A 26,952-nucleotide genomic window follows, 5' to 3' on the forward strand; every position below is an offset into this window, starting at 1 on the left:
CCATTAATGAGTGACATTTTACAAACGAAGGATTTAACTCTATCTTACGGGGAACGAACGATTATTGATGAACTGAATATTGATATTCCAAAAGGGGAGATTTCTGTCTTTATCGGCGGAAATGGCTGCGGTAAATCCACTCTTCTTCGTTCCATTGCCAGATTACTTAAGCCGAAACAAGGTTCGGTTCTGTTGGATGGGGAAGCAATCTCTCGTTTATCAACGAAAGAAGTCGCTCGTAAAATGGCCATTCTCCCTCAATCGCCAACGGCTCCAGAGGGATTGACCGTCCTGCAGCTGGTAAAGCAAGGTCGTTATCCTCACCAAACCTGGCTCAAGCAGTGGTCCCATAAGGATGAAGAAATTGTTCAGGACGCACTGAAGGCAACGAAGATGGAGGAACTGCAGCACCGGAAAGTGGATGAACTTTCAGGAGGACAGAGACAGCGTGCTTGGATTGCATTGACATTAGCACAAGACACAGACATCATTCTGTTGGATGAACCGACTACCTATCTCGATATGACGCACCAAATTGAGATTCTTGATTTATTATTCGAACTCAACGAGAAAGAGCAGCGAACCATCGTCATGGTCCTGCACGATCTGAATTTAGCCTGTCGATACGCCCATAATATTGTCGCCATCCGTGATAAACAAATTTATGCCCAAGGGAAGCCTGAAGATGTGATTAGCTGTGAGCTGGTGAAGAATGTATTTGATATGGATTGCCAGGTTTCCCGGGATCCATTGTTCGGAACGCCTCTATGCATCCCGTTTGGTAAAGGCCGCTGCATTCTGAATGCTGTCGGTGAGACGGGATGAATGCCCTCACCCAGGAACAGTGGGACACTCTTAAGAAATATCGTTTTCATAGAGAGTGGGATCCTACTTTTAAAGGGGAAGAAGCAAGTTCTTTCTTAGGGGAGAATGACATGAAAGCTTATTTATCCGGCAGACTTTCGTCAATCGGAACAGATGATCTTAAAGTAGCAGCGTCCTTATTCATGAAACGCTATGCTTTCATAGCGGCAATGGGATTAATGGCAATGACGTATTGGAATAAGAAATTAAACCTCAACCCTGAAAACCTTATCCTGGTGGATGGGGACAAGAATGGATTATGGATGCCTCAGTTTTATGTGAAAGATGCATCCGTTACTGAATTTACTTCCACCTGGGAAAGGGAGGAATTTATTCAGACGATCTTTCGGGATCATCTTGATGGAGTGATTCAGTCGTTAAAGAAAGCAACAAAGCTATCAAATCTCATTCAGTGGGAAAATATCGCCGTATATATTTTCTGGATTTTCGAGAATGATGATTTTCTTTTGACTGAAGGAATGAGAAAGCAGCGTGACGAACAATTCTGCCAGCTGCTTTCCGATGAAAACAGCCAATGGTTCGGACGGTATCACAAAAATCCATTGGCTCGTTACTATAGTGGAAAAGTAAATGTAGAAGGTGTAACGGAAACCGTTCGTGTTCGCAAAACGTGCTGCTTTTCCTATAGACTGGAAAATGGGGAACAGTATCGCTGTAAAACATGTCCACAAACCTGTCGAGTGAAAAGGACATAGTTCAATATTCACAAGGAGGTTTATGATAATGAAGGAATTTCCCAAACAATTTGATGCATTGATCGAAAAGTACACAGAGCTCTTGGTAGGTGAGACCGATTCGGACAAGAAAGAAATGGTCACCCGATACGCTCTTTACTCATTCATTGCGAAAAATATGCCTGCACTCGTGAAGCATTGGAATTCGTTATATCCTGAAGGCAAGGATGAGATGAAACGAATCGTTGGCGAGATCAAAGAAATGAATGAAGCTCATCGCGCGGAAATGAATCAGAAAAAGAAGGAAGAGTAAGTATTTGGATTGAAAAGTACCCTTTTGAAGAGGGTACTTTTTTTATGGGGAAGACGAGGCTTTACCTTTCCTCTTCAGATAAAAAAAGGCAGACCCGAGTCTGCCTCCAATTGTCCAATTATTGAACCTGACCGCCATATCCATAAGGGAATTGAGAAGAGTACTGCTGGTGCTGCTGATAGGATTGTTGAATCTTTTGACTGTCGGCAGCCTCAAGCTTATACCAGCCTTTGCGGAACATTTCATTATATAGCTCGCGTTGAGCATTTTGTGTTTCATTAAAAATCGTGAGTAGATCCTGGTATAGCGCTTGATGACTCGCTTCGTTCAGAGCTGTACAGTAAGAAGCAGTCATGTATTTCTCGTGAGACAGCACATCCGTTATAAAGTCTCGATCATTCATCTGTGGTGTTTCGGGTACTTGTGATTGCGGGTTCTGGATTTTTTGCTGATTCTGCTGATTCATGTAAGATGATTCCTTTCTACATCATGTTTTGATTTTGGTTAGTCGTATTTAAATGTGCTAAAAGTTGTTGGTAGTGACGTTGGTGCATCTGGCCGCATTTATCCAACTCAGCTTTAATCTCTGTATCCTGACAGTGAGCTGCTGCAAAATGGCACTTCTTCATGGCATTAAGATTCCATGCAAGCATGTCATTTAAATATAAAGAATCCTTCGTGGTAAGCATTTGCGGTGGTTCTGTATAAGCTTGCGGCTGGCTTCCTTGTTGAGGTTGTTGTTGCATTTTCTTTTCCTCCTTTTCAATCTTTGAATACCCTTTCTTTGTATGATCGATAGGTAATATTACCCTGTATACGACCCATTAAGAAAGTTTTATAATCATAGGGCAAAGGTTATTTTTCCTAATGCTCAGCATGATTATTCACGTGTTTACAAATTTCGATAATATTCTACTAAGTACGTATTGAAAGTATATTCAAAACGTTGAAAAGGTGATAAAATGTTGGTAGATATATAATAGTATGAACTTTTTCTTTTTTAGCAATAAAGAAAACGGTTTCATAGTATGATATATATGTTTTTTCAGGGGGTAAGCAACATGGAGCAAGCAATGCGTAATTTCTTTTTATTCCTTTCAAAAAATAAGCCGATGACGAAACTGGCTAAGAAATATGGCCTGCGTTTTGGAGCCGGCCGGTTCGTTGCAGGATCTCATATTCTGCAGGCAGTTGAGGTTATTCGTGAACTAAATAGTCAGAATCTTGTTGTAACGATCGACTATTTAGGTGAGTTTGTGGACAATGAACGAGAAGCAAACGAAATGGCCCTGGAATGTGTAGAGGCTATTCGTGCGATCGGGAAAGAAAACCTGAAATCTCAATTATCCCTGAAGATGACATCAATGGGGCTGGATATTTCCGAAGAGATTGTCATGAAGAATATGAGGTTGATTCTTGATGAAGCAACCAAACAAAACGTATTTGTGACCATTGATATGGAAGACTATTCCCGCTGTGGAAAGACCATTGATATCTTCAAACGGTTAAAGTCTGAGTATGATAATATCGGCACGGTAATACAAGCCTATTTATATAGAACAGAAAAGGATATGGATGATCTGAATGCGTATTCCCCCAACCTGCGTCTAGTAAAAGGGGCCTATAAAGAATCACCTGAAGTTGCGTTTCCTGAGAAGAAGGATGTAGACGATAATTTCAAAAAAATTATTAAAACTCATCTGTTAAATGGAAATTATACGGCTATCGCCACCCATGATGATGAGATGATCGAATATACGAAGAGACTCGTGGAAGAATATAAGATTCCGCGTGATCAATTCGAATTTCAAATGCTTTTTGGCATTCGTGTAGAGCGTCAGCATGAGCTGGTCAAAGAAGGCTACAAAATGCGCGTATACGTCCCATACGGTACGGATTGGTACGGATACTTCATGAGAAGGCTGGCTGAAAGACCGGCAAATGTCGCCTTTGTTCTAAAAGGGGTCATGAAGAAATAATGATAATAGATAGTATTAAGACTCTATGGATGTTCATGGAGTCTTATTTGTATATTCGTAATCATGGGAAGGAGGTTAGGGAACAATGAAAATTGTCCCGTTTCGCGTGGAAGGAAAGTATTTCAAGAAAATGATCAAACTTTATTGCCAGCTCTTTGCGGTGGATCCTGCCGGCATGGAACAACAGTTTAAACGTCATTCTACGTACCCGCATTTTGAAGGATACCTCGCTATTGTGGGTGAGGAAGTCGCTGGGTATGTATATGGATATTCCTCTGAAAAAGGGCAATATTACCACGAGCTCTTGTCCCGTCATTTACAGCGGGATCGTGAATGGATGGAGAATTGCATGGAGCTGGTCGAACTTGGCGTTCATCCCGATTACAGAGGAAAAGGTATGGCTAAACGACTGATGGGAATATTATTGCAGAATAGAAGAGAGGAAAGAGCACTTCTTACGACCCGCAAGGATAATCAATCAGCCATTGACTTTTATCATTCTCAAGACTGGAAAACCCTTCGTGATGGATTCTTTCCGAATGTCCCCCATGAATATATCATCATGGGTAAAACCTTAAGCAGAAAAAAGAAGATTGGTTGATTCTCGCTCACTTTCTGAACAGAAGTTGAGGGAAATGGAGTTCATCCGTTTATACTTTCAGATGTTTCGATAATAGACGCAGCAAGGCTTTTTAATTGTTACGTAATTCACAATATTATATAATAAAAGAGAATAATCTTCATGAAATAAGAGGCGATAAAATGGAAATCACCATTGATAACTTGACTTTACTGCTTGGCCTCTTGCTTTTAGTCGGTGTTGTAACCGCTAAGTTCTCCACACGATTAGGCGTCCCCTCACTTATTTTATTTATCATCGTAGGAATGGTATTAAATACATATTTCTTCTTCGATAATGCTCCAATGACACAATTCATCGGAACACTTGCTTTGATCATCATCCTGTTTGAAGGTGGACTTCAGACGAAATGGAGTAATGTGAAAAGTGTCTATAAACCTTCATTATCACTGGCAACCATTGGAGTCATTGTGACCACACTTTCGATTGGGGTAGCAGCGAAGTTCATCCTCGATGTAAGCTGGCTGGAAGGGATGTTATTTGGGGCTATTGTTGGTTCAACGGACGCTGCAGCGGTTTTCTCCGTTTTAGGGAACAAAAACATCAAACCGAAAATTTCTTCTACACTGGAAGCAGAATCAGGCAGTAACGACCCGATGGCAATCTTTTTGACGGTAGCTTTTTTACAATTGATCCAATTTCCCGGATTAAATCCTGCTACCTTGATTTTAAGCTTTTTTTGGCAAATGGGTATGGGGCTGGTACTTGGACTGGCGCTTGGATGGGCATCTGTATGGATCATCAATCGGATCAATCTTGATTCATCCGGTTTGTATCCTGTTCTGTCCATCTCACTGGCTATCTTCACATACGCCTTCACAAGCATACTGGAAGCGAGCGGTCTATTAGCTGTCTATATCATGGCGATTGTAGTCGGAAATCAGGAATTGACTTATCGTCATTCGATTGTCCGCTTTAATGAAGGATTTGCCTGGATGATGCAAATCGTCATGTTTATCCTCCTGGGCTTGTTGGTATTCCCTCAGCATCTACCAAGCATTGCGTGGCAAGGTATTGTTCTCTCGATTCTATTGATTGTAGTGGCGCGACCACTGGGAGTCTATTTAAGCCTTGCCCTGGCAAAGAACTTCACAGTTAAAGAAAAGTTCTTCATCTCATGGGCTGGTTTGAAAGGCGCGGTACCCATCGTATTGGCAACGTATCCAATGGTAGCCAATATCGAAAACAATGAAGTCATCTTCAACGTCGTGTTTTTCGTTGTTCTTCTATCCGCCCTGATCCAAGGAACGACGATATCACCTTTAGCCAACTATCTTAAGCTTGCCGGAGAAGAAAGACCCCCTATCGCTCACAGCATAGAACTCGTTTCAATTGGTAAAACAAACAATGAAATGCTCGAAATCCTCATTAACGACGACGCCTATATTACAAACAAGGCGATCAAGGACATCAATCTCCCCGAGAAAACATTGATTTCAGCGGTTATCCGAAACAATGAACTCATCACTCCAATGGGAGACACCGTCATCAATGCGGGTGATACACTTTATGTGCTTGCAAATAAGAGTCAGAGAAAGCGTATCAATGAGCTCTTGAATTCTAAAGGGGGATTAAGTTCCACGTAAACGGAACAATTGGAGCCTGGCACGAGCCCTCATTCAGATGACACAAAATAAAAAGCAATCTCCCACTTGGAAGATTGCTTTTTTATTATTGATTAATCAGCAGAAACGGCTGCTTTTCCCATTGATTTTCTCTCAAAGAGCTGTTCGAAGATCGGGAAGCTATATTGAACCACGAATCCTAATAGGAGCGTGACAATGATCGTGCCGATTCCAATATCACCCTTAAACAGGAATGCCAGTGACAGAGCAAATCCTTCACTGATGATACGGGAATTACGAAGATTTAATCCGAAACGAGTATGGATGGCCACCATAAGTGTATCCATCGGGCTTGCGGGGAATTTGGCCTGTAAGTAAATCGCAATCCCGAGTCCCATTGTCAAAATCCCTGAAGCAAGGGTAAACACCTGATTCATCAGCATCTCAGGAGCATAATTAGTAAAGACAACCAGTAACCAAAAATCAATCAAAAGACCAATCACAAGAATACTTCCCGCAGCCAGTACATCAGGCTTTTTCTTCATAATAAGAGCATTAAGCCCGATCAATACAATCCCATTTATGAAAACAGCGGTTCCAACCGTAATCCCGAACATATTCGATTCCCCAACGGCCAGGGCATCCCAGGCAGAGGCACCCAAATCGGATTTAATAATCAAGGCAACCCCCATCGTCAAAATAAAAAGTCCAATTGTAAAAAACATAAGTCTGCGCTTCATTATATAGTCTCCTTCTCTGTAAACGTTATCATTACTGTACTTTAAAAAACAGACGAGCTACCTTAGGTGATGATGATAAAGTAGGAGGTCTGACAACTTCAAATTTATATTCTTAGTTTACTGTAAAAATGGGGACAAGGCAAAGTTAATTTTTGTATGGGTGGGGAAAAGATTGGGGGAGAGTTGTTGGGGGTATTAGAGTGTGTGTAGGGCGAAATTTGTCGAACGGTCGATATATTGAAATGTCGGTTGATAAAATGAAACAACGGTTGATAAATCGAAACAACGGTTGATAAATCGAAATAACGGTTGATAAATTTCCCAAAGCCCTATAATCCCCTTGAAACGTTAATCCACGTACCCCCACACCACATCAACTCCACGAAAAAAAGCACCCGATCAAAAAAATCAGGTACTTTTCTTCCTAACTTACTATGGTTGCTTCTTAAATTGGTTGTTTTGACTGTTTCTTTTCCCTCCGCCGTCCATATCAACGGTAGGACCAGCGTCACCCTTCACACTTGCAGCACTTACTCCAGCCTTTGAAGGATTTTTCTTATGCTTTGCCATATCGAACACCTCCATTACTAAGATTCCCTTATCCATAAACAATTATGAAAAAGTAGGTCCGTCCCTCAAAAAAAGTGATGGCAAATGAACGGCTTGTTTCATATATAGTAGTAGAGAAGAATTTCTTCTAAAACCTTTTATCACGAATGCAGGTGTATTTGAATATGTTAATCCGGACGAACGCCTATATACTTACTCAGGAAACAAAAGAGCATTTTTTGTGAATTTATGATTTTTTAACCGTTTAAATATTGCGATATTTTAGAAAATCAGATATATTAGATGTAACAGGAACTCATTCGAGTCTTTTTTTTGAGTAAAAAATGAATGAGTATTCATTCAAAGTGTGTAAAAGGGGGAAATACCATTGGTTCGTAGAATTCAGAAAGCCGCAGTGTTAGGATCAGGAGTCATGGGTTCAGGAATTGCCGCTCATCTTGCAAATATCGGCATCCCGACAATGTTATTAGATATCGTACCAAGAGAATTAACCGACGAACATAAAGCAAAGGGACTGACAGAAGAGAGCAAGGCGTTTCGTAATCAATTTAGTGAAAACGCTTTAAAAAAGCTCTTCAAACAAAAACCTGCGCCATTGACATCAAAGCAAAACGCTTCACTTATTACAGCAGGTAACTTCGAGGATGATCTTCAGAATATCGGGGATTGTGACTGGGTGATTGAAGTAGTCGTCGAGAATTTAGATATCAAGAAGAAAGTGTTCGAGCAAGTGGAGCGCTATCGTAAACCGGGTAGCATCATCAGTTCAAATACATCCGGGATTTCAATCGAGGCTATGTCAGAAGGGCGAAGCGAAGATTTCCAAAAGAATTTCTTAGGCACGCATTTCTTCAATCCGCCTCGTTACTTAAAGCTTCTTGAAGTGATTCCAACGAAGAAGACGGATTCAGAAGTAGTCAGTTTCATGAAGACTTTTGGTGAAGACATCCTTGGTAAGGGTGTCGTGATGGCGAAGGATACGCCGAACTTCATCGCAAACCGCATCGGAACGTATGGATTGCTCATCACTGTTCAAGAAATGCTGAAAGGCGGCTACTCTGTAGGAGAAGTTGATTCCATCACGGGACCAACGATCGGAAGACCGAAAAGTGCCACTTTCCGTACACTTGATGTGGTCGGACTTGATACATTCGCACATGTAGCGAAGAATGTATACGATCAAGTGGAAGGGGAAGAGCAAAAGGTGTTTGAAGTACCGGCTTTCATGCAGAAGATGCTTGAAAAGGGCTGGCTCGGAAGCAAGAGCGGACAGGGCTTCTTCCTGAAACAAGGAAAAGAGATCCTGGAGCTTAATCCTGAAACGATGGATTATCAGCCACGTCAAAAGCTGAAAACTGCTTCTCTTGAAATGGCCAAAAATGAAAAAGGCTTAAAAAATAAAATAAAATCACTTGTATATGCGAAAGATCAAGCAGGCACGCTCCTATGGAATATCATGTCCCCGGTCTTAAACTATTCAGCCCAGCTGCACGGTGAAATCGCTGATGATATCGTAGCCATCGACCAGGCCATGAAGTGGGGCTTCGGATGGGAAATGGGTCCATTTGAAACATGGGATTCAATCGGAGTTGAAAAGTCTGTAACCCGTATGAAGGAAGAAGGCTTCCAAGTACCTGAGTGGGTGGAAAACATGCTTGCTGAAGGTCACCCCACTTTCTATAAAGAAGAAGATGGAGAGCGTTACTTCTATCACAATGGAGACTATCAAATTGTAGAGCGAAACCCGAAAGCACTCGACTTAAAGGCGCTTAAGACGCAAGGGAAGCTGATCAAAAAGAATTCCGGAGCAAGCTTAATTGATATCGGTGACGGAATCGCGCTTCTTGAATTCCATTCCCCAAATAACGCCATTGGAATGGATATTACGCAAATGATTAATTTTGCAGTGGATGAAGTGGAGAAGAATTACAAAGGACTCGTCATCGGAAACCAGGGCAAGAACTTCTGTGTTGGAGCGAATCTTGCCATGATTCTCATGGAAGCACAGGATGACAACGTATTTGAAATCGATATGGTCGTCAGACACTTCCAGCAGGCGATGATGAAGATCAAATATTCAACGAAACCAGTTGTAGCCGCACCATTCGGCATGACGTTAGGCGGAGGAAGCGAGGTCTGCTTACCGGCTGCACACATCCAGGCGTCCATGGAAACCTATATGGGATTAGTGGAAGTCGGAGTCGGATTGATACCGGGCGGAGGCGGAAACAAAGAGCTCTATATGAAGCACTTAGCGAACCTTCCTAATGGAGTGGAATTCGATCTTCAAAAAGTAGCCAATAAAGTATTCGAAACGATTGCTATGGCGAAGGTTTCCACTTCTGGTGACGAAGCAAGAGACAACAACTTCTTAAATAAAGCAGATGGAGTAAGTGTCAACAATGATCATCTGTTATACGATGCAAAGCAGGCTGCACTAAGCCTGTACGAAGGTGGATACTCAGCTCCGATCCGTAAGAAAGTACCCGTTGTGGGTGAACCGGGATATGCAACCCTTCTTCTTGGAGCTCAATCCATGCTCCAATCAGGCTTTATTTCAGAACATGATCTCATGATCGCGAAAAAGCTTGCTTATGTGATCGCAGGCGGAAAAGTTCCATACGGCACAGAAGTAGACGAACAATACCTGTTGGATCTTGAAAGAGAAGCATTCCTGAGTCTTGTTGCACAGCCGAAATCACAACAAAGAATGCAGCACATGCTTGTTAAAGGAAAACCATTACGCAATTAATCAGCGTTTATATCATATTAGAAAGCGGGGGAATTTCATGCGCGAAGCAGTCATTGTTGCTGGTGCAAGAACACCAGTTGGAAAATCAAGAAAAGGATCATTAGCACAGGTTCGACCAGATGATCTTGGGGCACTAGTAGTTAAAGAAACCCTCAAACGTGCAGGAAACTATGAAGGCAATATCGATGATCTGATCATCGGATGCGCGATGCCTGAAGCAGAACAAGGGTTAAACATGGCAAGAAATATCGGTGGTCTTGCGGGACTGCCTGATTCAGTACCGGCCATCACGATTAACCGTTATTGTTCATCGGGATTGCAATCCATTGCTTATGCTGCAGAAAAAATCATGCTTGGTCACTCTGATACGGCGATTGCAGGCGGGGCTGAATCCATGAGCCTTGTTCCCATGATGGGTCACGTAGTCCGTCCAAATGCCAAGCTCGCAGAAAGTGCGCCTCAATACTACATGAGTATGGGGCACACGGCTGAGCAGGTGGCAAGAAAGTTCGGCGTATCCCGTGAAGATCAGGATGCATTCGCAGTAAGAAGTCACCAAAAAGCGGCAAAAGCGATCGCTGAAGGGAAATTCGACGATGAAATCGTACCGGTTGATGTGCTTCATCGTTCAGTAAGCAATGAAAATAAACTGGTCGAGAAATCATTTCAATTTTCAAAAGACGAAGGTGTACGTGCTGAAACAAGCTCGGAAGTTCTGGCTAAGTTACGCCCGGCCTTCAATGTAAAGGGGTCTGTAACAGCAGGGAACTCTTCGCAAACAAGTGACGGGGCGGCGGCGGTCATGGTAATGGATCGTGAAAAAGCCGGAAACCTTGGTCTTCAGCCTATGGCGAAATTCAGAAGTTTTGCCGTAGCAGGAGTGCCACCGGAAATCATGGGAATCGGTCCAGTCGAAGCGATTCCTCGGGCATTGAAAATGGCAGGGTTGGAGCTTTCGGATATCGGACTTTTTGAGCTGAACGAAGCATTCGCTTCTCAATCCATCCAAGTCATTCGTCAGCTGGGAATAGATGAAGAAAAAGTGAACGTAAACGGTGGAGCCATCGCTCTTGGTCATCCACTGGGCTGTACAGGTGCGAAGCTGACCCTTTCCCTCGTACACGAAATGAAACGCAGAAACCAGCAATTCGGTATCGTCACCATGTGTATCGGCGGCGGAATGGGCGCAGCCGGCGTCTTTGAATTAATAGGTTAATAGGAGGGACGGACCTCGAATGCCGGGGCCCCCTACTCCTTCAAAATAATAATTTTTAGGGGGATTCGAAATGGCGAATCAAACAGAAAAGCTGATCAAGGGTGGAAGTTTTTTAATTGAAGATGTAAGCTGTGAGCAAGTTTTCACACCGGAGGAATACTCTGATGAACAAAAAATGATTGCCAAAACAACCGAGGATTACGTGTTGAATGAAGTGGTACCTGTCATCGATAATCTGGAGAACCATGAATTTGACCACTCTGTTCGCCTGTTAAAAGAAGCGGGGGATCTTGGACTTCTGGGTGCAGATGTTCCTGAAGAGTACGGCGGTCTTGGATTGGATAAAGTAAGCTCGGCACTGATTGCTGAAAAAATGTCCCGGGCAGGTGGATTCTCCATTTCTCACGGGGCACACGTTGGAATCGGTTCACTGCCAATCGTTCTATTCGGTAACGAAGAACAAAAGCAAAAATACCTTCCTCCACTGGCGACCGGTGAGAAGCTGGCAGCCTACGCATTAACAGAGCCGGGTTCAGGTTCAGATGCCCTAGGAGCTAAAACGACTGCTAAATTGAATGCAGAAGGTACTCACTACATTTTAAATGGTGAGAAGCAGTGGATCACGAACTCTGCATTTGCTGATGTATTCGTTGTGTACGCAAAAATCGATGGGGAGCATTTCTCGGCATTCATCGTAGAAAAAGAATTCCCTGGTGTTTCAACTGGTCCTGAAGAGAAGAAAATGGGTATCAAAAGCTCATCCACCCGTACATTAATCTTGGAAGATGCTGAAATTCCAGTTGAAAACCTTCTTGGAGATAAAGGGAAAGGTCATATCATTGCCTTCAACATTTTAAACATAGGCCGTTACAAATTAGGGGTAGGTGCTGTCGGAGCGAGTAAACGTGCATTAGAGGTAACAGTACAATACACGAATCAACGTCAGCAATTCAAAACACCGATTTCTGCTTTCAACCTGACTAAAGAAAAACTGGCAACAATGGCGTCTAAATTATACGCAGCAGAAAGCTCCGTTTACCGTACAGTAGGATTGTTCGAGGATCGTATGAGCAAGCTTACGGATGAAGAAGTGAAGAACGGAACGGAAGTGGCAAAATCGATTGCAGAATACGCGATTGAGTGTTCCCTGAATAAATTCTTTGCAACAGAAGTACTGGATTATGTAGTCGATGAAGGTGTTCAACTTCACGGAGGATACGGTTTCATGCAGGAATACGAAATTGAAAGAATGTACCGTGACTCCCGTATCAACCGTATTTTCGAAGGAACAAATGAAATCAACCGCCTACTGGTTCCTGGCACGTACCTGCGTAAAGCAATGAAAGGTGAACTTCCATTACTTCAAAAAGCACAGGCCCTTCAAGAGGAATTAATGATGCTTATGCCTGAAGAAGTAGGAGATGAGCCACTTGCTCAGGAAAAATACCTTGTGAAAAACGCGAAGAAAATCGGCTTGATGCTATCTGGTTTAGCGGCTCAAAAATTCGGTAAAGCTCTTGAAAAAGAGCAGGAAATCCTTGTGAACATTGCCGATATCGTTTCAAACGCATACGCGATGGAGTCCGTTGTTCTTAGAACAGAAAAAGCGATTCAAAAAGGTGGAGTAGAGAAAGCTCAGCAAAAACTTCTTTACACACAAATCTTCTGTCAAGAAGCATTCAACGAAATCGAACAGCATGCGAAAGAAACGCTTGTAGCAACTGAAACGGGTGACACACTGCGCATGATGCTGTCCGCACTTCGTAAATTCACCCGCCATACGCCGATCAACGTGATCGCAGTCAAACGTGCTGCATCAGAAAAGCTGATCGACGCAGAAAAATATACAGTTTAATTGAATAGTTTAAGGGACGGACCTCTGAATCAGAGGTCCGTCCCTTTATTATGTTTCGACTTGACATCCACTTCACTCTTAATTATTATATGTTTAAACACTTAAACGTTTAAGTGTTTAAACATTAAAGATAAGGTGGTTACTATAGATGAATAAAACGGTTCTAATTACAGGGGCTTCAAGTGGTATTGGTTTGCACTTTAGTCATAAATTCGCAGGTTCCGGCCATGATGTGATTCTCGTGGCAAGAAGTGAGGAGAAGCTTCGTACTCTATCTAAAGAAATAGAGAGTAAGTACGGAGTAAACTCATATGTCATACCATCAGACCTTTCCAAACCAGGAGCATCTGAAGCGTTATATGAGGAAGTGAAAGCAAAAGGGATTCAGGTTGATATCCTTATCAATAATGCAGGCTTTGGTTTATTTGGTGAATTCGAACAAACAGTGCTCTCAAAAGAGCTGGATATGATTCAAGTGAATATCACAGCCCTTACCGAGCTAAGCAAGTATTTTGGAAAAGAAATGGTGAATCAGAAACGTGGACAAATCCTTAATGTCGCCTCAACAGCCGCATTTCAGCCGGGTCCATTAATGGCCGTTTATTATGCGACAAAAGCGTATGTCCTTTCATTCTCAGAAGCTCTGGCAAATGAATGGGGACCACACGGAGTGAAAGTGACCGCTTTTTGCCCCGGAGCTACCAAAACGGGATTCAGCGATGCAGCTGACCTGCAGTCTTCAAAACTATTTCAGTCTGGTGTGATGAGCGTGGAAGAAGTGGTAGAAGAGGGGTATAACCAAATGATGATGAAGAACAAAACCGTTATCATCCCAGGTCTTAAAAACAGAATGCTGACTCAATCCATCCGTTTTATGCCGAGGAAAATGGTCACAAATATTGTTCGTAAAGTCCAAGAACGGGTATAATTGAATGTGAATGAGTTTGAAGGGAGAAGACTATGGGTCAAAAAGCAATCGATACATTTCGTGCTTGCATTCCATTATTTCAAGCACTCAGTGATCCTTATCGTCAGGACATAATATTACTTCTTGCCGAACAAGAACCTCTTACGGTCAATCAAATTACTGAAAACCTAACATTATCGCGCCCCGCTGTTTCTCACCATCTAAAGATCCTGAGAGATCAGCAATTAGTTTCATTAGAGCAAAAGGGGACGCAGCGATTCTATTCTCTTGAATTGGATAATGCAACCCTCCTTTTGAAGGAACTGGTTGAGACGGTTGAAAAACAATGTGAGTAATGTTTCACAAAAGAAGGATAATAATGAATATTGTCGAATGTAGAGATAGATTCGTCATTACAGAATGCTGGATGGAGCCATGCTTCATCCAGGATCATAATGAAAGGTGGTGGAATGATGTCGTTGACTTTTTATTCGTATCCAACGTGTGGTACGTGCCGGAAAGCAAAGAAGTGGCTTGAAGATCAAGATATAGCATTGAATGAAATACATATTGCCGAAAACCCACCGTCAAAGGATGAGCTCAAAAGCCTATATGAAAAGAGCGGTTTACCTCTTAAAAAGTTCTTCAATACAAGTGGTAAAAAGTATCGTGAACTAGGCTTGAAAGATAAAGTGAACTCAGCTTCAGATGAGGAATTATTAGAAATCCTTTCCACAGACGGGATGCTGATCAAGCGCCCAATCACAACGGATGGGAACAAGGTGACAGTTGGGTTCAAGGAAGAAACCTTTGAAGAAACCTGGAAGTAAAAATAGGTCTTTGATTACCAGATCATGGACGATGAAAAAGTTTCATTATTCACACTTAGTTTTCTTGCTTTTTCAATGAAAAGTGTGTCAATATTAGGTTGTATAACTAGCATTTGGAGGGATAGAGAATGAGTACACCGAAAGAACTTCGTTATTCAGAAGAACATGAGTGGGTCAAAGTTGAAGGGGAAAATCTACGCGTTGGAATCACATCATTTGCACAATCTGAACTGGGCGATATCGTATTCGTTGAGTTACCAGAGGTTGGAGATGAAATCAAAGCGGACGAGCCATTCGGTAGTGTTGAGTCGGTTAAAACCGTTTCTGAGCTATATGCACCTGTATCGGGTAAGGTGGTAGAAGTGAATGAAGAGCTATCTGATAGCCCTGAATTCGTGAACGAATCACCTTATGAAAAAGCATGGATGATCGTTGTTGAACCAACAGAAGCTGGAGAAGTAGACAAGCTTATGACAGCTGAACAGTATGATGAAATGATTAATGAAGGATAATATCTTCAGAGGCACCTTGAGAATTTCTCAAGGTGTTTTGTTTTTTATTTTGGGTACCATATGAGTAGACGTTTTTTCACAAAGAAAGGATGAACACAAATGGTGCTTGAGCCTAAGAAATTAGATGTAACCAATAGAGTGACAGGAAAACTTAAAGATGGTGAAGTAGAACTATATTTGGATAATCAGCCGATCGGCAGAATGGCTCTGCCTCTTGACGGAATAACCATGGAGCCGAATTTTGAAGCAAAAGAAAATAAAATTTATCAAAGCTACACTTCCACAGAAGGCGATCAAGCAAGATACACTGATTGTGATGAGGGTGGCTGGTGTTAGAGAGGCTAGTGGTGCCAGATTCATTTATGGATCTGGCACCATTTGTATAAATAGATGATTTAGGCAAACCACTTGCACTTTTTTTTATAAACATGAGAAAATACAAGTAGAAAGTGGACATCATCTCTTGTTATTTGAATATACTATCGTAATCTTATTTATGAAAGATAAGGTGATGATCATGATGGAACTTGACGAAAAAGTAATCATTGTCGAAGGAACAACGGACAAACGTAAAGTAAGAGGTATCATCAAAGAACCGATTGAAATTATTTGCACAAACGGGACCATTAGCATTACAAAAATGGACGAACTCATTGATGCTTTATTGGAAAGGGATGTCTATATATTAGTAGATGCTGATGATGCAGGTGAAAAACTACGCAAGCAATTTAAACGTGAGTTTCCAGAAGCTGAACATTTGTATATTGATCGTATGTACAAGGAAGTGGCCGCAGCACCGGAGTATCACCTGGCGTCAGTGCTTATAGGAGCCAATATAGACGTTCATAAAGAATTTCTAGGAAAAAGGATGATTTAGTTTTGATTGAGGTAAGTAGTACCGAAACTTTAAAACAATTGATTGAAAAACATGCGTTCGAAGCTGTTTATCTTTATACACCGATGTGTGGTACCTGTCAGGTTGCAAGCAAGATGATTGACGTAGTGGAGAAGCTTCCACAATCCTTTCATTTTACCAAGTCCAACTTGAATTACTTGCCCCAATTTGCAGAAGAGCAATCCATCGAAAGTGTACCCTGCCTGCTTTTATTTAAGGATGGTGTCGAACAGGAAAGGATTTATGCCTTTCAATCCGTGCCATTTTTATATGAAACCCTAAACAAGACCGCGGATAGTTAGAGGGATAAGAGACCTTTAAGGAGAAGGTCTTTTTTATTTGTCTGATTTCACCTATTTCCTCATGAAATCCAATTTTAGAACGATTTTCTTTCTACAAACGAAGACATATTTCTCGGGAAATGTTGCGAAGGGCATCATATTTTGACTAGACATCATCCAAATTCTTACTGTTCGACAAATAAGGTGCACCGGTTCAAAACATGTCGAGAAAGTATTGAAGGGGAAAATACCTAAAAGTGGAATTGTTATTATATAGAAGTTTCACTGGGAGGGTAATCATGCGAATATATTTAGAGGGATTAGTAGATCAGTGTCATTCAAGATATCACTTACGACTCTTATTTCCAGACAACCCATTTATTCTTCATTTTGATTGTGGAAGTGACGTGTACGGCATTATTATTTCGAGTAAGAGGTGCGCTTTATTAGACGATTTAAGTGGTGACGCTCATTTCGTCATTGAAGGGGTGGAGGAAACACTGGTTTCTCTACTTTCGGGGGAAGAACGGTTGTCTCAACTGATTGAGGAAGGATTACTGGCTATAAGGGGAGGGTATCGTCCACTCTTATTTGTGGAGTCGGTCCTTTGGCTAACGAGATCCAGAGAAAAAGAGCCGATTGAAGTTTAACCAGCGAGGAGAAAAAATAATTGACACACACTATATCCGGTGATAGAATCTCTCTTGTAGCAAATTTTCAGAGTCTTTAACTATTCCAAATAATTAAATAATATACTTAACTCTTATTAAGAGAGGTGGAGGGACGTGCCCTATGAAGCCCGGCAACCGTCAATGAAAATTGAAATGGTGCCAATTCACTCAAAGCATTTGCTTTGAAAGATGAGAGAAAGGATAGTCCTATATGATTATGCCTTTCTGCTTATCGCAGGAAGGCATTTTTTATTGCTTCAGAAAAAGGAGCAGGAAACATCAGATAAGTACAACTATAATTCTGATTAAACAGGTCGTTTTACTCCGAAAGAAGGTGGAATACAACATGATTACCATTTCAGATGTGAAGAAAATCTATCAATCCAAATCAGGTCCGATTTCAGCCGTTGATGGCGTCAATATCGAGATTGCCCAAGGAGAAATTTTTGGAGTGATTGGCTATAGTGGGGCAGGTAAGAGTACGCTGATCCGCATGCTTAATGGTCTTGAAGTTCCTACAGATGGAATAGTGGACGTGAACGGACAAATCGTTTCCCAAGTAAAGGGTAAAAAGCTTCGGGAAGCAAGACAGTCAATAGGGATGATTTTTCAACACTTTAATCTCCTCTGGTCTCGTACTGTATTAGAAAATATCCAGTTTCCGTTAGAAATTGCTGGAGTATCAAAGAAAGAGAGAGTCCAAAGAGCCAATGAATTATTGAAGCTTGTAGGATTGGAAGGCAGAGGAGATGCCTATCCGTCTCAACTGAGCGGCGGACAGAAACAACGGGTGGGGATTGCCAGATCGCTTGCGAACAATCCTGATGTCCTTCTATGTGATGAAGCTACTTCCGCTCTAGATCCACAAACAACCGATTCTATCCTTGATCTATTGGTGGATATTAATAAACGCTTAGGGCTGACGATAGTCCTGATCACTCATGAAATGCACGTGATTCAAAAGATCTGTCATCGTGTCGCAGTCATGGAACAGGGAAAAGTCGTGGAACTCGGGGATGTATTGGAAGTGTTCCGAAATCCACAAGAGCAAGTGACCAAGCGTTTCGTAAGAGAAGTCTCGCAAGTAAAGGAAACGGATCAAACCATTGATCACCTATTGACGCAATATCCTAATGGAAAAGTACTGAAATTTACTTTTGTAGGTGAATCAACTGAGCAGCCGCTCATCACTGCGCTGATAAGAAAGTTTGACTTAGATGTAAACATCCTGCAAGGACAAATCTCCCAAACCCAAAAAGGTGCCTATGGAACGTTATTTGTTCACCTTGACGGGGAGGAACAAACCATTAATGGTGCATTGGCATTTGCTCAAACGCAACTGGTTCAAGTGGAGGTGTTGAGAGGATGATTGAAAACTTATTTCCAAATGTAGATTGGGAGAAGATGTGGGAAGCAACCCTCGAAACCCTGTATATGACCGGGATGTCTGTATTGATTACCTTTGTACTCGGAATGATCCTTGGGATTTTGCTCTTCCTTACTTCTAAGGAAAATCTATGGGATAACAAACTGACATATACGATTACAAGTGCAGTTGTAAATGTGTTCAGATCAATTCCATTCATTATTTTGATCGTGTTGTTAATTCCGTTCACCAAGTTTTTATTGGACACAATCCGTGGAGCGAATGCAGCTCTGCCGGCACTGATCATCGGGGCTGCTCCGTTTTATGCCCGCATGGTAGAAATTGCTTTAAGAGAAGTGAACAAAGGCGTCATCGAAGCCGCGAAAGCGATGGGGGCGAAGACGAGCACAATTATATGGAAAGTACTGATACCAGAATCCATGCCGGCTTTGATTTCAGGGATTACGGTGACAGCCATCGCCCTTGTTGGATACACGGCAATGGCCGGGGTCATCGGAGCAGGTGGACTTGGTAACTTAGCTTATTTAGATGGCTTCCAACGAAGCAGGGAAGACGTGACGATCGCCGCAACCATTATGATTTTACTCATTGTGTTTGCGATTCAGATACTGGGTGATTTCTTTACAAATAAATTAGATAAACGATAAAAGGAGAGAAATGAAATGAAAAAATGGGTAGCAGGAGTTATAGCAGCAACTAGTATTTTTGGCTTGGCAGCATGTGGGAGTGATTCAGGTTCCGGAAATGACGAAAAGGAATTGGTAGTAGGAGCTTCTAATATTCCACACGCTGAAATCCTTGAACAAGTGAAGCCTGTCTTAGAAGAAAAAGGGATCGACTTGCAAATTGAGACGTATCAAGACTATATCCTCCCTAATAAAGATTTGGATAATGGGGATATTGACGCAAACTATTTCCAAACCACTCCTTATATGGACTTGCAAATGAAGGAAAATGAATATGATTTTGTCAATGCAGGGGGAATTCATATTGAGCCGATCGGTGTTTATTCGAAAAAACACAAATCTCTCGAGGAGCTTCCTGAAGGCGCTACGATCTTAATGAGTAACTCTGTATCGGATCATGGACGTATCCTTACATTATTAGAGAAAAAAGGACTCATCACCTTAAAGGATGGGGTGGAAAATACGCAAGCCCAACTTGAAGACATCAAGGAAAACCCTAGAAACCTTCAATTTGATTATGAGTACGAAGCAGCTCTTCTTCCACAAATGTATGAAAACGAAGAAGGGGACGCGGTTGTCATCAACTCTAACTATGCCATTGATGCAGGGTTGAAACCCCTTGAAGATTCAATTGCCATTGAAGATAGTAACTCTCCTTATGTGAATGTGATTGCAGTGAACAAAGGTGATGAAAACAAAGAGGAAGTTAAAGCGCTAGTGGAAGCACTGCGTTCGAAAGAAATCCAGGACTTCATCAATGAAGAATGGGATGGAGCCGTTGTGCCGGTAAGTGAATAAAGTGAGCAAACCTGATTCTGTCACTGTACAGAATCGGGTTTTTTTCATTGTAAGGTCTTCTCCAAATTTTTAACATAATCATTTCCTTATTGGTTCATACTATTTTCGATGAATCTATTTAAGAAATGGAGCTGAATGAAATGCAGATGGAACCAAGAAATACAACAGAAGCTGCCCTTCATGATTATAAAATGGGACTTGGAATCTTTACGGAAAAAATGCCTGAGCTGGCCGAGCAGTACAATGCGTTCACTGAGCACTGCTTTCGAGAAGGAGTTCTTACTAAAAAAGAAAAGCAGTTGATTGCGTTAGGTATCAGCCTATATTCCCAGGATGAATATTGCATAATCTACCACACAAAAGGATGCCTGGATCAAGGATGTTCAGAAGAAGAAATCCTTGAAGCAATCGGAGTAACCGCTGCATTCGGAGGCGGAGCGGTCATGAGTCAGGCTGTGACGTTAGTACAGCAATCCATTCAGGATTTGAATCAATTGAAGCAATAACGACTAACGGGAGGTGATACACTTCCCGTTCTTTTGTTGTAGAAGTGAATGATGGTCGAGTGTTTTATAGTGGCTATTTTTATTCTATAAGATTGAATAGTGGATTGAAATCAACCACTACAAGCTGGGTATCATGGATAATAAACACAGCCTTGGAAATAATCTAATAAATATTCACTTGGACTTATAAATTTCCACAGGTTCGCTATTAATTGGCAGTATAATGGCGGAATTTTGTGAAAACTTAATGGTAACCCCTTGAGGTCAGGGTGAAAAGGATGAATTTAAGAAAAAATGACCCTATACCGGTTTTGTCTTGTGAAAGAGGGGGTAGTATAGTTGTAAAGTAATTAAAAACCTGAAAGGAATGATTCGTTATCGACTCTCTTGAGAGTATCTCGTACACAAGTGAAATGGAAAAGGCAATGCATGGAGCCCATGGGATTGGTTATGAGGTGTACAAACGAAAGCATGAAGTCAGAATGCAAGTAGAGAAAAGAAGAGAGCAGGACTATAAGGAAAGCAGAAGAATGATTGCGGCATTTGATCGTAAGGTGCACGCTAATATATAATAAGGAAGAAAAAAGAAAACCAGTGTAGACGTTGCACTGGTTTTTTTATGCGTTAACAACCAAAGGAAAAAGCGGACGATCGGATGGATTTCAATTTCCATCAGTGTCGGTATGTTCTTCATGATCGGTAACTGGAGATTGTATCCCTACATTTTTCCTTTATTTTAGGTTAACAATAGAAAAGGATTATCTAGTCAAGTTTACACTATCTGTATAGTTGAAAAAGTTGATAATAGCTTTTATTTGTTATAAGATTAGAATGAGAATAAATTGAGAATGATTAAAGAATTTAATTCTTAAATTCATTATAAAGTCACGGAGGTAAATATACATGGCAGGTTCTACTTTAACAATTAAAGATCTTCATGTTGAGATTGAAGGAAAGGAAATCCTGAAAGGGGTTAACCTTGAAATTAAAGGTGGAGAAATCCACGCAGTAATGGGACCAAATGGTACAGGTAAATCTACTTTATCTTCTGCTATTATGGGTCATCCAAAGTATGAAGTGACTAAGGGAAGCATTCACTTCGACGGTGAAGATGTGCTTGAAATGGAAGTGGATGAGCGCGCTCGCGTAGGTCTATTCCTTGCAATGCAGTATCCAAGTGAAATCAACGGTGTAACGAATGCAGACTTCTTACGTTCAGCAATCAACAGCCGTCGCGAAGAAGGCGAAGAAATTTCTCTTATGAAATTCATCCGCAAAATGGATTCTGAAATGGAATACCTTGAAATGGATCCGGATATGGCACAGCGTTACTTAAACGAAGGATTCTCCGGTGGAGAGAAGAAGCGTAATGAAATCCTTCAATTAATGATGTTACAACCTAAGATTGCCATCCTTGACGAGATCGACTCTGGTCTTGATATCGATGCCCTTAAGGTTGTATCAAAAGGAATCAATAAAATGCGCGGTGAGGATTTCGGTTGCTTGATCATCACTCACTATCAGCGTCTTCTTAACTACATCACTCCTGATCATGTTCACGTTATGATGCAAGGACGCATTGTGAAATCAGGCGGGAAAGAATTAGCACAACGCCTTGAAGCAGAAGGATATGACTGGATTAAAGAAGAGTTAGGAATCAAAGACGAAACTGTTGGCCAAGAAGCGTAAGTGTTAGGGGGATGAAAATGACTGTAGAAACGAAACTACCAGTAGATCAGGACTATGTCAGCTCCTACTCAAAACAACTTGGAGAGCCGGAATGGTTAACAACCCTTCGCGCAGATGCCTTTGATAAAGTAAAGGATCTAAGCCTTCCAGTTGCTGATAAAACGAAAATCACGAATTGGAATTTTACTCAATTCCAGAAGCATACAGTGGAAAGTGATACGTTCTCATCATTGAGTGAGCTGCCGGATGAAGCAAAAGAATTAGTTGATTTAGAAAGCAGTGACCAAAGTCTTTATATTCAACGAAATAACACACCTGCTTTTCTTTCTCTTTCAAACGAATTAAAAGACAATGGTGTTATTTTTACGGATATTTTCACAGCTGTAAAAGACCACAGTGAACTTGTACAGAAGTACTTCATGACTGAAGGTGTGAAAACGGATGAGCATAAGCTTACAGCCCTTCATGCCGCGTTGATGAATGGGGGAGTGTTCCTTTACATTCCAAAAAATGTGGAATTGACTCAACCGATTCAAGCGGTATACCTTCATGACAATGCTGAAGTAGCGATGTTCAACCACGTATTAGTAGTGGCTGAAGACAATAGCTCTGTAACGTATGTTGAAAACTACATTTCTACAACAAATGTGGATAACGGCGTATACAACATCGTTACGGAAGTTTTGGCAAACAATAATGCTAAAGTGGAATACGGTGCTGTGGATAATTTAACAAGCGGATTAACAACGTATGTTAACCGTCGTGGAATCGCGCAAAGAGATGCTCGCATCGAGTGGGCTCTTGGATTAATGAACGATGGAGACACCGTTTCAGAAAACGTGACAAATCTTATGGGTGATGGCTCATATGGTGATACAAAAACCGTTGTCGTTGGACGCGGAAAACAGAAACAAAACTTCACGACGAAGGTTGTTCACTTCGGTAAAAACTCTGAAGGATACATCCTTAAGCATGGAGTGATGAAAGATGAAGCATCTTCCATCTTCAATGGTATCGGTAAAATTGAACACGGTGCGTCTAAGTCGAATGCAGAGCAGGAATCACGCGTATTGATGCTTAGTGAAAAAGCACGTGGAGATGCGAATCCAATCCTTCTTATCGATGAAGATGACGTAACGGCAGGACATGCTGCTTCTGTAGGTCGAGTGGATCCGCTGCAACTCTATTACCTAATGAGTCGTGGAATTCCGCAGCATGAAGCGGAACGTCTGGTTATTCATGGCTTCTTGGCTCCTGTGGTAAAACAATTACCGATTGAAGGAGTTAAGAAACAACTTGTTGAGGTTATCGAAAGGAAAGTAAACTAATGGATGTAAAAGAGATTCGTAAACAATTTCCGATTCTCGACCAGGAAGTAAATGGCCATCCACTTGTTTATCTTGACAGTGCCGCAACATCGCAAAAACCGGTTTCCGTTATCGAAGCGATGAATGACTATTACCGTGGATATAACTCAAATGTTCACCGGGGGGTTCATACTCTTGGGACGAGAGCGACAGATGGATATGAAGGTGCCCGTGAAAAGGTCCGCAATTTCATTAACGCTTCCTCTACTCAAGAAGTGATCTTTACCCGTGGAACGACAACAGCAATCAATACAGTTGCAGCAAGCTACGGTCGTGCCAATCTGTCCGAGGGTGACGAAATTGTGATCACTCACATGGAGCATCACAGTAATATCATTCCTTGGCAACAGTTAGCGAAAGAGACCGGAGCGGCGTTAAAATATGTTCCCCTTCAAGAGGATGGAACGATTGCGATTGAAGATGTACGAGCGACTGTCACATCTCAAACGAAGATTGTTTCGATCATGATGGTTTCAAACGTGCTTGGTACAATGAATCCAATCAAGGAAATCACCAGGATTGCTCATGAAAATGGGGCAGTCATGGTCGTTGACGGGGCGCAGGCTGCTCCACATATGAAAGTCGACGTACAAGATCTTGACTGTGATTTCTTTGCCTTCTCAGGTCATAAAATGGTAGGTCCTACAGGGATCGGAGTACTTTACGGTAAGAAAAAACACCTGAACAAAATGGAACCGGTAGAATTCGGTGGGGAAATGATCGACTTTGTCGGGCTTCAGGAATCCACTTGGAAAGAGCTACCGTGGAAGTTTGAAGGCGGTACACCGATCATTGCAGGTGCCATTGGACTTGGAGCTGCAATTGATTTCCTTGAAGAAGTAGGACTTCATAACATTGAAGAACATGAACATAAGCTTGCGGCTTATGCATTGGAGAAAATGAATGAAGTCGAAGGCATGAAAATTTTCGGGCCAAGTGATCCCGGAAAGCGCGCAGGTCTTGTTACGTTTAACATTGATGATGTTCATCCGCATGATGTGGCAACCGTCCTTGATGCTGAAGGGATTGCCGTCCGCGCGGGTCATCACTGTGCACAACCGCTGATGAAGTGGCTGAACGTATCCGCAACAGCACGCGCCAGCTTCTACCTCTATAATACGGAAGAAGATATTGATAAACTTGTAGCAGGCCTATTGAAGACAAAGGAGTTTTTCAGCGATGTCTTTTAATAATTTAGATCAGTTATATCGACAAGTCATCATGGATCATTATAAGAATCCACGAAACAAAGGTTCTTTAGAGGATGGAAGCTTTACCATCGATATGAATAACCCTACTTGTGGAGATCGCATACACCTGACTTTAAAGGTGGAAGATGGGATCGTTCAGGATGCGAAGTTTGACGGGGAAGGCTGTTCGATCTCCATGGCTTCTGCTTCGATGATGACCCAAGCGGTTAAAGGGAAAGATATTGAGAAAGCATTGAAGCTTTCCAAGATCTTCTCTGATATGATGCAAGGCAATGACTATGACGACGATGTGGATTTAGGAGATATAGAAGCATTACAAGGAGTCGCTAAATTCCCGGCCCGTATCAAATGTGCGACACTGGCTTGGAAAGCGATGGAAAAAGGAGTCCAAGAAGAAGAGCAGGAATAAGCTCTTCTCCTACTCTATTTAAGAATGGAGGAATCAACATGGCAAAGAAGATGCCTGAGATCGGAGACTATAAATACGGTTTTAGTGATAAAGACGTATCGATTTTCCGTTCTAAACGTGGTTTGACACGAGAAATCGTTGAAGAAATTTCTCGTATGAAAGATGAGCCTAAGTGGATGCTTGATTTCCGTTTGAAGTCACTGGAGCATTTTTATAATATGTCTATGCCTCAATGGGGTGGAGACATGCAAGAACTGAACTTTGATGAGATCACTTACTATGTGAAGCCTTCTGAAAAGTCAGAGCGCAGCTGGGATGAAGTACCTGAAGAAATCAAGCAGACGTTTGATAAATTAGGTATTCCTGAAGCTGAGCAAAAGTATCTTGCTGGGGTTTCTGCTCAATATGAGTCAGAAGTTGTATACCACAACATGCAATCAGATCTTGAAGACATGGGGATCGTATTCAAAGATACAGATTCTGCTTTAAAAGAAAATGAAGAACTTTTCCGTGAGCACTGGGCGAAGGTTATTCCTCCGACGGATAACAAGTTCGCTGCACTTAACTCAGCGGTTTGGTCAGGTGGTTCTTTCATCTATGTTCCTAAAGGAATCAAGGTGGATACACCACTACAAGCTTATTTCCGTATCAACTCAGAAAACATGGGTCAATTCGAGCGTACGCTGATCATCGTCGATGAAGGCGCAAGCGTACACTATGTTGAAGGTTGTACAGCACCGGTTTACACAACGAATTCACTTCACTCTGCAGTCGTTGAAATCATCATCAAGAAAGATGCGTACTGCCGATATACGACGATTCAAAACTGGGCGAACAACGTGTTCAACCTGGTTACGAAACGTGCTGTCTGTGAAGCGAACGCAACAATGGAATGGGTGGATGGAAACATCGGTTCTAAATTGACGATGAAATACCCGGCGGTCATCCTTAAAGGTGAAGGCGCCCGTGGTATGACACTATCCATTGCGTTGGCAGGTAAAGGCCAGCATCAGGATGCCGGAGCGAAAATGATTCACCTGGCTCCAAACACATCTTCTACGATCGTTTCTAAATCCATCTCCAAGCATGGTGGTAAAGTAACGTACCGTGGAATTGTACACTTTGGCCGTAAAGCGGAAGGCGCACGCTCAAACATCGAGTGTGATACGCTGATCATGGATAACCAATCAACTTCCGATACGATCCCTTACAACGAAATTCTTAACGATAACATCTCGTTAGAACACGAAGCGAAGGTATCAAAAGTATCAGAAGAACAATTATTCTATCTTATGAGCCGTGGAATTTCAGAGGAAGAAGCAACAGAAATGATCGTTATGGGCTTCATCGAGCCATTCACGAAAGAACTTCCAATGGAATACGCAGTCGAAATGAACCGCCTGATCAAGTTCGAAATGGAAGGTTCAATCGGATAATATGTCATTCAAACTCCCTTGATGTTTCATCAGGGGAGTTTTTTCATTGCTTCTTTTGTAAAGCTTTTTGATGAGTAGTAGTATTAAAACATGGTGCGTTCCTTTCCGCTCCAGGCACAAGATTCCCCGGGGAGGAAGTCAAGCCTCCTCGGGCTTTTGAACTGCACCCCTATTGTTG

The 26,952-nt window shown here is 41.9% G+C and carries 31 protein-coding genes and 1 riboswitch; of the genes, 27 read left to right on the forward strand and 4 right to left on the reverse strand.

Annotated features, from left to right (window positions below; translation table 11 throughout):
• Positions 1-6: 6 nt before the first annotated feature.
• The 3 genes from ACIFOD_RS09295 to ACIFOD_RS09305 all read left to right on the forward strand — a co-directional run bounded on the left by ACIFOD_RS09295 (position 7) and on the right by ACIFOD_RS09305 (position 1,872).
• Positions 7-825 carry an ABC transporter ATP-binding protein gene (locus tag ACIFOD_RS09295; RefSeq protein ID WP_044338193.1) on the forward strand — a complete coding sequence of 273 codons (819 nt, stop codon included), beginning with the start codon at positions 7-9 and terminating at the stop codon, positions 823-825.
• Between the two features lie 110 nt (positions 826-935).
• Entirely contained in the window at positions 936-1,580 is a 645-nt protein-coding gene (gene fhuF, locus ACIFOD_RS09300) for a siderophore-iron reductase FhuF (protein WP_430314390.1), read from the forward strand.
• Positions 1,581-1,605: 25 nt separating this feature from the next.
• On the forward strand, positions 1,606-1,872 hold the full coding sequence (locus ACIFOD_RS09305; RefSeq protein ID WP_430314415.1) for a DUF2573 family protein: 267 nt from the start codon (positions 1,606-1,608) through the stop codon (positions 1,870-1,872).
• A 118-nt stretch (positions 1,873-1,990) separates the two neighbouring features.
• Here ACIFOD_RS09305 and ACIFOD_RS09310 read toward each other — a convergent pair whose 3' ends face one another.
• Both ACIFOD_RS09310 and ACIFOD_RS09315 read right to left on the reverse strand, forming a co-directional pair.
• A complete protein-coding gene (locus ACIFOD_RS09310) occupies positions 1,991-2,338 on the reverse strand; it encodes a spore coat protein (protein ID WP_430314391.1) in 348 nt (115 codons plus the stop codon).
• A gap of 16 nt (positions 2,339-2,354) precedes the next feature.
• Positions 2,355-2,618 (reverse strand): hypothetical protein, encoded by a 264-nt coding sequence (locus ACIFOD_RS09315; RefSeq protein WP_113969038.1) that lies wholly within the window; start codon positions 2,616-2,618, stop codon positions 2,355-2,357.
• Between the two features lie 315 nt (positions 2,619-2,933).
• Here ACIFOD_RS09315 and ACIFOD_RS09320 point away from each other — a divergent pair, with 315 nt between their 5' ends.
• The 3 genes from ACIFOD_RS09320 to ACIFOD_RS09330 all read left to right on the forward strand — a co-directional run bounded on the left by ACIFOD_RS09320 (position 2,934) and on the right by ACIFOD_RS09330 (position 6,077).
• Positions 2,934-3,851: a proline dehydrogenase family protein gene (locus ACIFOD_RS09320; RefSeq protein WP_430314392.1), complete on the forward strand. Its 918-nt coding sequence runs from the start codon at positions 2,934-2,936 to the stop codon at positions 3,849-3,851.
• 85 nt (positions 3,852-3,936) lie between these two features.
• A complete protein-coding gene (locus ACIFOD_RS09325; RefSeq protein ID WP_430314393.1) occupies positions 3,937-4,452 on the forward strand; it encodes an N-acetyltransferase family protein in 516 nt (171 codons plus the stop codon).
• A 161-nt stretch (positions 4,453-4,613) separates the two neighbouring features.
• Positions 4,614-6,077, forward strand: coding sequence for a potassium/proton antiporter (locus ACIFOD_RS09330; protein ID WP_430314394.1), 1,464 nt, complete (start codon positions 4,614-4,616; stop codon positions 6,075-6,077).
• A 92-nt stretch (positions 6,078-6,169) separates the two neighbouring features.
• Here the strand turns inward: ACIFOD_RS09330 and ACIFOD_RS09335 are convergent, their stop codons facing one another.
• Together ACIFOD_RS09335 and ACIFOD_RS09340 are read right to left on the reverse strand one after the other, a co-directional pair.
• The gene (locus ACIFOD_RS09335; protein WP_430314395.1) at positions 6,170-6,796 is read right to left on the reverse strand and encodes a YczE/YyaS/YitT family protein; all 627 of its coding nucleotides are present in this window, start codon (positions 6,794-6,796) and stop codon (positions 6,170-6,172) included.
• Between the two features lie 432 nt (positions 6,797-7,228).
• Entirely contained in the window at positions 7,229-7,366 is a 138-nt protein-coding gene (locus ACIFOD_RS09340) for a YuzL family protein (protein ID WP_113969033.1), read from the reverse strand.
• Between the two features lie 367 nt (positions 7,367-7,733).
• On the opposite strand from ACIFOD_RS09340, the gene ACIFOD_RS09345 reads away from it, so the two are divergent.
• The 21 genes from ACIFOD_RS09345 (at position 7,734) to sufB (ending at position 26,774) form a co-directional block, all read left to right on the forward strand.
• A complete protein-coding gene (locus ACIFOD_RS09345) occupies positions 7,734-10,118 on the forward strand; it encodes a 3-hydroxyacyl-CoA dehydrogenase NAD-binding domain-containing protein (protein WP_430314396.1) in 2,385 nt (794 codons plus the stop codon).
• Positions 10,119-10,155: 37 nt separating this feature from the next.
• Positions 10,156-11,334 carry an acetyl-CoA C-acetyltransferase gene (locus tag ACIFOD_RS09350; RefSeq protein WP_430314397.1) on the forward strand — a complete coding sequence of 393 codons (1,179 nt, stop codon included), beginning with the start codon at positions 10,156-10,158 and terminating at the stop codon, positions 11,332-11,334.
• Positions 11,335-11,404: 70 nt separating this feature from the next.
• The gene (locus ACIFOD_RS09355) at positions 11,405-13,189 is read left to right on the forward strand and encodes an acyl-CoA dehydrogenase family protein (RefSeq protein WP_397552870.1); all 1,785 of its coding nucleotides are present in this window, start codon (positions 11,405-11,407) and stop codon (positions 13,187-13,189) included.
• A 148-nt stretch (positions 13,190-13,337) separates the two neighbouring features.
• Positions 13,338-14,117: an SDR family NAD(P)-dependent oxidoreductase gene (locus ACIFOD_RS09360; RefSeq protein WP_430314398.1), complete on the forward strand. Its 780-nt coding sequence runs from the start codon at positions 13,338-13,340 to the stop codon at positions 14,115-14,117.
• 32 nt (positions 14,118-14,149) lie between these two features.
• A complete protein-coding gene (locus ACIFOD_RS09365) occupies positions 14,150-14,452 on the forward strand; it encodes an ArsR/SmtB family transcription factor (protein ID WP_430314399.1) in 303 nt (100 codons plus the stop codon).
• A gap of 117 nt (positions 14,453-14,569) precedes the next feature.
• Positions 14,570-14,926 (forward strand): arsenate reductase family protein, encoded by a 357-nt coding sequence (locus ACIFOD_RS09370; RefSeq protein WP_397552872.1) that lies wholly within the window; start codon positions 14,570-14,572, stop codon positions 14,924-14,926.
• Between the two features lie 128 nt (positions 14,927-15,054).
• Positions 15,055-15,438 (forward strand): glycine cleavage system protein GcvH, encoded by a 384-nt coding sequence (gene gcvH / locus ACIFOD_RS09375; RefSeq protein WP_149156666.1) that lies wholly within the window; start codon positions 15,055-15,057, stop codon positions 15,436-15,438.
• A gap of 99 nt (positions 15,439-15,537) precedes the next feature.
• Positions 15,538-15,774 carry a YusG family protein gene (locus ACIFOD_RS09380; protein WP_113969025.1) on the forward strand — a complete coding sequence of 79 codons (237 nt, stop codon included), beginning with the start codon at positions 15,538-15,540 and terminating at the stop codon, positions 15,772-15,774.
• Positions 15,775-15,955: 181 nt separating this feature from the next.
• Complete coding sequence (locus ACIFOD_RS09385; protein ID WP_113969161.1) at positions 15,956-16,315, forward strand: toprim domain-containing protein; 360 nt, start codon at positions 15,956-15,958, stop codon at positions 16,313-16,315.
• 5 nt (positions 16,316-16,320) lie between these two features.
• Positions 16,321-16,635, forward strand: a complete 315-nt coding sequence (locus tag ACIFOD_RS09390) for a thioredoxin family protein (RefSeq protein WP_397552908.1) — start codon at positions 16,321-16,323, stop codon at positions 16,633-16,635.
• A 278-nt stretch (positions 16,636-16,913) separates the two neighbouring features.
• On the forward strand, positions 16,914-17,264 hold the full coding sequence (locus tag ACIFOD_RS09395; protein ID WP_430314400.1) for a hypothetical protein: 351 nt from the start codon (positions 16,914-16,916) through the stop codon (positions 17,262-17,264).
• A 110-nt stretch (positions 17,265-17,374) separates the two neighbouring features.
• A riboswitch (SAM riboswitch) is annotated at positions 17,375-17,481 on the forward strand.
• Positions 17,482-17,631: 150 nt separating this feature from the next.
• On the forward strand, positions 17,632-18,654 hold the full coding sequence (locus tag ACIFOD_RS09400) for a methionine ABC transporter ATP-binding protein (RefSeq protein WP_430314401.1): 1,023 nt from the start codon (positions 17,632-17,634) through the stop codon (positions 18,652-18,654).
• Positions 18,651-19,319, forward strand: a complete 669-nt coding sequence (locus tag ACIFOD_RS09405; protein ID WP_148970063.1) for a methionine ABC transporter permease — start codon at positions 18,651-18,653, stop codon at positions 19,317-19,319. Before ACIFOD_RS09400 ends, ACIFOD_RS09405 begins: the two co-directional genes overlap by 4 nt.
• Before the next feature lie 15 nt (positions 19,320-19,334).
• A complete protein-coding gene (locus tag ACIFOD_RS09410) occupies positions 19,335-20,156 on the forward strand; it encodes a MetQ/NlpA family ABC transporter substrate-binding protein (protein WP_397552876.1) in 822 nt (273 codons plus the stop codon).
• Positions 20,157-20,296: 140 nt separating this feature from the next.
• Entirely contained in the window at positions 20,297-20,662 is a 366-nt protein-coding gene (locus tag ACIFOD_RS09415; protein WP_113969020.1) for a carboxymuconolactone decarboxylase family protein, read from the forward strand.
• Positions 20,663-21,075: 413 nt separating this feature from the next.
• Positions 21,076-21,234 carry a hypothetical protein gene (locus ACIFOD_RS09420; RefSeq protein ID WP_181778084.1) on the forward strand — a complete coding sequence of 53 codons (159 nt, stop codon included), beginning with the start codon at positions 21,076-21,078 and terminating at the stop codon, positions 21,232-21,234.
• A 331-nt stretch (positions 21,235-21,565) separates the two neighbouring features.
• Positions 21,566-22,351: a Fe-S cluster assembly ATPase SufC gene (gene sufC, locus ACIFOD_RS09425; RefSeq protein ID WP_064092886.1), complete on the forward strand. Its 786-nt coding sequence runs from the start codon at positions 21,566-21,568 to the stop codon at positions 22,349-22,351.
• Between the two features lie 17 nt (positions 22,352-22,368).
• Positions 22,369-23,679, forward strand: a complete 1,311-nt coding sequence (gene sufD / locus ACIFOD_RS09430; RefSeq protein ID WP_430314402.1) for a Fe-S cluster assembly protein SufD — start codon at positions 22,369-22,371, stop codon at positions 23,677-23,679.
• On the forward strand, positions 23,679-24,908 hold the full coding sequence (locus ACIFOD_RS09435; RefSeq protein ID WP_430314403.1) for a cysteine desulfurase: 1,230 nt from the start codon (positions 23,679-23,681) through the stop codon (positions 24,906-24,908). The genes sufD and ACIFOD_RS09435 overlap by 1 nt, the downstream gene beginning before the upstream one ends.
• A complete protein-coding gene (gene sufU, locus ACIFOD_RS09440) occupies positions 24,898-25,338 on the forward strand; it encodes a Fe-S cluster assembly sulfur transfer protein SufU (RefSeq protein ID WP_397552879.1) in 441 nt (146 codons plus the stop codon). The genes ACIFOD_RS09435 and sufU overlap by 11 nt, the downstream gene beginning before the upstream one ends.
• A gap of 38 nt (positions 25,339-25,376) precedes the next feature.
• Positions 25,377-26,774, forward strand: coding sequence for a Fe-S cluster assembly protein SufB (gene sufB / locus ACIFOD_RS09445; RefSeq protein WP_113969016.1), 1,398 nt, complete (start codon positions 25,377-25,379; stop codon positions 26,772-26,774).
• Positions 26,775-26,952: the final 178 nt, after the last annotated feature.

Origin of the sequence: Rossellomorea sp. NRS-1567 (assembly GCF_050467885.1) — a bacterium.
Lineage (GTDB): Bacteria > Bacillota > Bacilli > Bacillales > Bacillaceae_B > Rossellomorea > Rossellomorea aquimaris_C.